The organism is Megasphaera sp. SW808 (assembly GCF_012027795.1).
Lineage (GTDB): Bacteria > Bacillota > Negativicutes > Veillonellales > Megasphaeraceae > Megasphaera > Megasphaera stantonii.
On sequence record NZ_SJOT01000046.1, the window covers coordinates 1 to 7,125 of the forward strand.

Sequence of the window (7,125 nt, forward strand, 5' to 3'; positions counted from 1 at the left end):
TTTTGAAAAAATCATTGACGAATAGCCCCTGAAATGATATTATAATAAAGTATTTGCATGGAGCGGTATCGAAGTGGTCATAACGGGGCTGACTCGAAATCAGTTAGGCCGAAAGGTCTCGTGGGTTCGAATCCCACCCGCTCCGCCAGACAAGAACCGCGCTGTTAAGCAGAAATGCTTGGCAGTGCGGTTCTTTTTTTTGAATGCGAAATAGCAGCTTCCTGCAATGCAGTTGTCATGATGAGGGATTAAACGGTTGCCAGGTCTTTTTGGTGAGGTCGTGATTTTGCATTTGGATATGCCTTTTATAGGTAAGGCATCACTATGCAATTATGTTTGCTTGAATCGGCGAATGATGGCAGACGAGATATGGGAATGATTCGGAAATGGTTGTGATTTTGAGCAAAGTTTTGATGAAATGTGTGTTGACTTTCATAAAATGGCATCCTATAATGATATAAAAATATCATACAAAGGGGAGCTGGTAACATGAATGCTGCTGTGTATCAGGGAATTGGTTCGATTACGGTAGAAGTGATAGAAACGCCGCATGCAGGGCCGGGAGAGCTTGTGATTCAGGTAAAATCCTGCGCTATTTGCGGCGGTGACTTGCGTACATTCTGCCATGGCCATTCGGCAATTGTACCGCCTATTGTTTTGGGGCATGAAGTTGCAGGGACCATTGTGGAAATTGGCGCAGGGATAAGTCAGTACCAGGTTGGCGACCGCGTCGTAGTTGCTCCGGGAATTGGATGTGGACATTGTTCCTATTGTCTGTCAGGAAATCAGCATATGTGCTACCATCGTAAGACAATTGCTCATCACTTTAATGGAGGGTTTGCGGAATATCTTCGTGTTCCGGCTATTGCTGTACAGGCCGGCAACGTTAACATAATTCCTGAGGAGGTAGACTATCTTAGCGCTTCTTTAGCGGAGCCGCTGGCCTGCGTTATCAATGGGCAGGAGAGTATGAATATATCTTTAGGGGATACGGTAGCTGTTATTGGCGCCGGCCCCATTGGTCTGATGCATGCGGAGCTTGCGAGAGCCCAGGGGGCAGAGAAGATTTTTTTAATCAACCGTAGTGAGGAACGGCTGACATCTGCCAAAAAGCTTGGGTATGCCGGCTACATCAATTCCAGTGAATGTGATGCCGTGCAGGCTGTGCAGGAATTGACCGGCGGATTGGGTGCTAATGTTGTTATCGTAACCGCGGGCAGTGCTGCGGCTCAGGATATGGGCATTCGCATGGCTAGCAAAATGGGCAGGGTATGTTTTTTTGCAGGATTGCCTAAGGATACGCCGATGCTGACAATGGATGTAAATTTCATTCATTACCGGCAAATTACGCTGTATGGTACCTTTTCGTCTGCGCCGCGACATAACATACTGGCCCTGGAAATGATTCGCAGCGGCAAAATACATGTGGATTCTATTTTGACGCATGCTGTATCATTAGAGAATATCCTGCGCGGATTTGAATTAGTCCAGCGACGGGCAGGCATGCGAGTCGCTGTCATTCCACATCTTGAGCTGGTTCAGGAGGATTTGGCCCGTCATACAGCTATTCAGGTTATTTAAAAAATTATATATGGTGAGTATGCATAACAAAATAAGCCGTATTCAGATCGTATATCAAATATATCTGGGTACGGCTTATTTTTGTTATTTATTGTTTTGTTTGGATATGTTCTGGCGTTATTAGCTTTATATGATGTTCCTGACAGTAAGATACATACTTTTGGGGCGGCAGGGAATCAATGATCAAGTAGTCCAAGGCACTGAGCGGAGTAAAAGAAACCAGTGAGGCCACATCGAGTTTAGAAGCATCAATCAGCAGAAATTTCTGCCCGGATTTAGTCATGAGCTTTCGCTTGATTTCGTTTTCTGCAATGGAAGCGTTAGTGGCTCCGTTTTCAAGGGAAATGCCGGTAGAGGCTAAAAATATCTTTGAGATATTATAGGTATCAAGGCAATTCAGTACGCTGGGCCCCGTAAATGCCATCGAGGGATAATACAGAACGCCACCCGTAGCGATGAGGTTGAATTTTCGGGATTCTGCATGCAGGGCGGCCACGTTGATGACATTTACACTGGCTGTGATGATCGTGAGGTTTTGGACCTGCAGCAGATAGGGCAGCATATGCATTGTCGTTGTACCGGAATCAATGAAAATAACATCGTTATCTTTAACGAATGAAGCAGCGACGCGGGCAACGTGTTGTTTTTGCAAGGTGTGTTTAGATGTCCGGAGCAAAAATGGTTCCGGGGCGTCGGTCAAGGGTTCATTCAAGATGATTCCGCCATACACTTTCTTTATAATTCCCTGACTTTCTAAATAATTAATGTCACGGCGGATTGTATTTTTTGATACGTTGAAGGTATCGCATAAGTCATTTAGAGATAAATTTTTCTCTTTTTTTAACATTTCTTGTATTTTGTGAATTCTCGTGATTTTCATCCGGTTAGTATCGCTTTCTGTGAGGTAATAGACAAAATATAATTTAAAGCTATTATAAAGTAATTTTTTAAAATACACAAGTAATATAGGAGAAACATGAATTTCATCCCTGCGTTTTTCCGCAGAAACGGCAAGCAGTTAAGCAGTAATGATTTACATAAGGATATCATAATTTTAAAATATGTCCAAAATATAATCATCTGTGGCTATTCGAGCGGAGACAATTAAAATTAAGGGTAATATATACATAATTGTGCCAATATTTTATAAATAAGACACATATAATATTGGAAATATGAATGAAAAAAACTGAATGAATTATTTCTCGTATTGGTATATGTTGTGTATCTTTTTCTGCCGATTGAATAAGTATTGATTATTTTAATATATTGTGGTAATATTTTTAGTCATAAGATGAACATATTTTGGTGCGCATGTCGTGAAATAATGAAAGAAGGGATTACTATGACTGTATCATAAATTCAGCGATTCAGGATATAGAGGCCTGTATCTATGGCAAAGCCTAAAAGTATCTGAAATGGTAATGAAATAGACCGGGGCAGATGCTGGTATCTGAAATGTCCTGCAGTCGCTTTTCTGTCTGGGACGAATAATCCTGATCGGATGGATGAAGGGCGTGTTATCAGTCCTTGCTGTTTTCTTGTTTTCAAAAGGCAGGCCGCTGTCACTTCTTTTTTTGCAGAAGCCGTGTTTTTTTGCCAATTGCCAGGGCGATTGCGGAACAGAATGAGCATCCTGACACAGATTTAAAAATCGTCGGGCTGTTAAATTTTTATTTTATACATAAGGAAGGAATGATCGGTGTGAATACAATTACTTTTGATAATTCCAAACCATTTGATATTGTCTGCAGCGGCCGCATTGCCGTAGATTTTAATCCTGTAGATTTGAATCAGCCTCTGGAAGATTGCACGACCTTTAAAAAATATCTCGGCGGCTCGCCTGCCAATATTGCTGTCGGCATGGCCAGATTAGGCAAGAACGTGGGATTTATCGGCAAGGTATCAAAGGATCAGATGGGAATTTTCGTTACTAAATTCTTTCAAAAAGAAGGAATTGATACGTCCCAGGTCTGCGAAGCGACGCAGGGGGAATTTATTGGCCTGACCTATACGGAAATACTCAGTCCTACGGAAAGCAGCATTTTGATGAACCGCAATTTTGCGGCTGATTTATCGTTAACGGTTGACGAGGTTTCAGAAGAGTATATTAAGCAGGCCAAGATGTTCCTGATTTCCGGGACGGCCTTGGCGGCTAGCCCTTCGCGGGAAGCAATGCTCTTAGGGCTGCGTTATGCCAAGAAACATAATGTAAAGGTTGTATTTGTATTGGATTACCGCGGATATACGTGGAAATCGAAAGAAGAAGTATCATTGTACTATTCTCTTGTGGCAGAACACAGCGACATCCTTATCGGTTCACGAACAGAATTTGATTTAATGGAAGAAACCCTGTTTCAGGATCATGACGATAAAAAATCAGCCAATTACTGGCTGGGAAAGGGCAATCAGATCGTCGTCATTACGCACGGCAAAGATGGATCGACAGCCTATACGCGGAACGGCGAATCCTTTTCCATCAAGCCGTTCCCGGTTAAAAGCCTTAAGGGCTTTGGCGGCGGCGACGGCTACACGTCGGCATTTCTCTATGGCCTGACTGAAGGATGGGATATTATCGACTGCTTGGAATTCGGCAGCGCTTCGGCGGCCATGCTGATTGCCAGCCACGCCTGCTCGCAGGATATGCCCAGTGCCGGCGAGGTAACTGCTTTTATCAAGCGTAAAAAAGAAGAATTTGGTGAAATGATAGCCAGAGTTTAGAAGGGGGAAGTCGTATGCCGTTAGTTATTCTAGCCTTAGGCATTGTATTGCTGTTTCTATTGATTGTAAAATGCAAGCTGAATAGTTTTTTATCGCTGCTGATTGTATCCATGGCCATTGCGCTGGCCGAAGGGCTGCCGCTGGTCAAGGTAATTCCTTCTATTGAAGCCGGCGTCGGCGGTACGCTGGGGCATTTGGCCCTGGTCATTAGTTTCGGTGCTATGCTGGGCAAGCTGATGGCTGACAGCGGCGGCGCGCAGCGCATTGCGACGACGTTGATTGACAAATTTGGCCGTGAGCATGTGAAGTGGGCGTTATGCATTACCGGCTTTGTCGTAGGTATCGCACTGTTTTATGAAGTAGGCTTGGTACTGCTGATTCCGATTGTATTTACCGTTGCCAGATCAGCAGATCTTCCCTTGCTGGAAGTCGGCGTGCCTATGACGGCGGCCTTATCTGTTACGCACTGTTTTCTGCCGCCTCATCCGGGACCTACGGCGATTTCTGTACTGTACAATGCCGATATCGGGTTAACGCTGTTGTACGGCATCATCATTGCTATCCCGACGGTTATTATTTCCGGCCCTATTTTGTATCGGACCATGACAGACCTGCATCCGGCTATTCCGGAAGGCTTGTCATCTGAAAAGAACTTTTCGGAAGAGGAAATGCCCGGGTTCGGCATCAGCTTATTTACGGCGTTAATTCCTGTATTTCTCATGGCCATTGCGTCTATTGCCAAATTAGTCTGCCCGAAAGACAGCATGATTAATATCGTCATGGATTTTGTAGGGAATCCGGATATGGCCTTGTTTATTGCAGTGGCTGTCGCGATTTATACCTTTGGCATCGGCCGCGGCAGATCTATTTCCGACGTCATGAAATCTATTGAGCAGGGCGTTTTGGCCATTGCCATGATTTTGCTGGTTGTCGGCGGCGGCGGAGCCTTTAAGCAGGTTCTCGTGGACAGCGGCGTAGGGCAGTATATTGCACAGCTGGCAGAAAACGCTCCCTTCTCTCCGCTGATCCTAGCCTGGTTTGTGGCTTCGGTTATCCGTGCGGCCGTAGGCTCGGCGACAGTTGCCGGTCTGACGACGGCCGGTATCATGGCGCCGATCGTTGCCGTAACTAATGTCAGTCCGGAACTGATGGTATTGGCAACCGGTGCCGGTTCCGTAAACTTTGGGCCTCCGAATGATCCGGGGTTCTGGATGTTTAAAGAATTTTACGGCCTGACGATTAAGGAAACCGTTCGTACCTGGTGCGTCATGGAATGCGTTATTGGCGTATGCGGCATAGCCGGTATTCTGATTTTAAACGCAATTATTTCATAAAAAGGGGAAACGCTGATATGGCTTTGGTAAAATTGAGTACGTTGCTCCGTGGCATTCACGACAATTCGTATGCCATTGGTTCGTTTAACGTATCGAATATGGAAATGGTGATGGGGGCTATTCGGGCTGCCGAAGAATTAAACGCTCCTATCATACTGCAGATCAGCGAAGGAAGGTTGTCCTATTCTCCGTTACACTTGCTGGGGCCGATTATGATTCATGGCGCTAAAGCAGCTGCTGTGCCGGTAGCAGTTCATTTAGACCACGGCGTTTCGATGGAAACGATCCGTCTGGCGTTGGAGCTTGGCTTTACATCGGTTATGTTTGACGGGTCCAAGCGGCCGATAGAAGAAAATATTGCCATGACCAAGGAAGTCAAGGCCATGGCTTCCTGGTATGGAGCCGATGTAGAAGGCGAGATAGGCTGCATCGGCGGGGCGGAAGGCACATACAGTGCGGAAGAACTTATTACCCGCACGGAAGAAGCTGCATATTTCGCCGAAGAAACAAAGGCAGACGCTTTAGCGGTAGCTATCGGTACGGTACATGGTCATTATCATGGGGCTCCGAATCTGCGTATCGACCGCCTGAAGGAAATTGCGGACGTCGTATCTTGCCCTTTGGTACTGCATGGCGGCTCCGGCATTTCTCCAGCAGATTTTCGCCGCTGTATTCATAACGGAATTAAAAAGATCAATATCGCTACATCGTCTTATGAGGCTGTTTCCGCTCATGTAAAGCAGATAGCCCATGAGAAAGAAGACGCGACGTACTTTGATTTCAGCAGCGCTGCAGCAGCAGGTACATATGAAAATGTAAAACGGCATATTGCCATTTTTGGCACAAATGGAAAGGTTTAGGTGCTGAGATGCAAGACCTTCTTGAAACTAGAACGTATATCTGGTTTCAGGAAGGTCTGTTTTGCGTTTAAGAGCCTTTTATGGCTGTTTTTCTACCCCATCATCTACCCTAAATCCAAATACTAAAAAGCGGCATGGAATAGAATCTATTATGGATGATTAACATATAGCGTTCTACGCCTGTACCTTCTCTATAAATATGATAAAATTGACAAAGTAGCCGCATGAGAAAATAAGTTTCTACATGCGGCCGTTTCTTTGATATGTGTGTAAACTATGTTGTATTACTATTAAATTTGTTATGTATCCCTATAATGAGAACCGCACTGGACGATTTTTATTATGCCCTTTTCTATGCGATATACTCATCTATTCGACGGCTCCAATAGGCGGATAAATCGCCGCTTAACCGTTCCGGCTTGCCAATTCCTTTATCCGTTGCGGTCTATATCTCTCAGAAGTTGTAAAATACGTTTCAGTGTTTTCTTATCTTGCTTTGTCCAATATTCAAAATCTTCCCAGGCTTCGTCAGTCCATGCTTTGATCATCTGTAATTACCTCATGAATTGTACCGCCTGTAGCTTCCATCTGCGCAATGGAACGGCGAAGTCGAGCCATATTTTTTCAGA

The 7,125-nt window shown here is 44.8% G+C and carries 6 protein-coding genes and 1 tRNA gene; 5 read left to right on the forward strand and 2 right to left on the reverse strand.

The features are described 5' to 3' along the window. Positions 1 to 59: 59 nt before the first annotated feature. Both E0L13_RS11495 and E0L13_RS11500 read left to right on the forward strand, forming a co-directional pair. A tRNA-Ser gene (locus E0L13_RS11495) sits at positions 60 to 148 on the forward strand. Between the two features lie 341 nt (positions 149 to 489). Continuing rightward, positions 490 to 1,581: a zinc-dependent dehydrogenase gene (locus E0L13_RS11500; RefSeq protein ID WP_168062545.1), complete on the forward strand. Its 1,092-nt coding sequence runs from the start codon at positions 490 to 492 to the stop codon at positions 1,579 to 1,581. A gap of 88 nt (positions 1,582 to 1,669) precedes the next feature. On the opposite strand, the gene E0L13_RS11505 is transcribed toward E0L13_RS11500, so the two are convergent. Continuing rightward, entirely contained in the window at positions 1,670 to 2,461 is a 792-nt protein-coding gene (locus E0L13_RS11505) for a DeoR/GlpR family DNA-binding transcription regulator (RefSeq protein WP_168062546.1), read from the reverse strand. A gap of 815 nt (positions 2,462 to 3,276) precedes the next feature. Here E0L13_RS11505 and iolC point away from each other — a divergent pair. Genes iolC through E0L13_RS11520 form a run of 3 tightly spaced genes read left to right on the forward strand, consistent with a single transcriptional unit; the run spans position 3,277 to position 6,496 of the window. Then, the gene (gene iolC / locus E0L13_RS11510) at positions 3,277 to 4,302 is read left to right on the forward strand and encodes a 5-dehydro-2-deoxygluconokinase (protein WP_206081647.1); all 1,026 of its coding nucleotides are present in this window, start codon (positions 3,277 to 3,279) and stop codon (positions 4,300 to 4,302) included. Positions 4,303 to 4,316: 14 nt separating this feature from the next. Beyond that, positions 4,317 to 5,636: a gluconate:H+ symporter gene (locus E0L13_RS11515; RefSeq protein WP_168062550.1), complete on the forward strand. Its 1,320-nt coding sequence runs from the start codon at positions 4,317 to 4,319 to the stop codon at positions 5,634 to 5,636. Positions 5,637 to 5,653: 17 nt separating this feature from the next. Further along, positions 5,654 to 6,496: a ketose-bisphosphate aldolase gene (locus E0L13_RS11520; RefSeq protein ID WP_168062552.1), complete on the forward strand. Its 843-nt coding sequence runs from the start codon at positions 5,654 to 5,656 to the stop codon at positions 6,494 to 6,496. Positions 6,497 to 6,927: 431 nt separating this feature from the next. On the opposite strand, the gene E0L13_RS11995 is transcribed toward E0L13_RS11520, so the two are convergent. Further along, the gene (locus tag E0L13_RS11995) at positions 6,928 to 7,044 is read right to left on the reverse strand and encodes a type II toxin-antitoxin system YoeB family toxin (protein ID WP_277344295.1); all 117 of its coding nucleotides are present in this window, start codon (positions 7,042 to 7,044) and stop codon (positions 6,928 to 6,930) included. Positions 7,045 to 7,125: the final 81 nt, after the last annotated feature.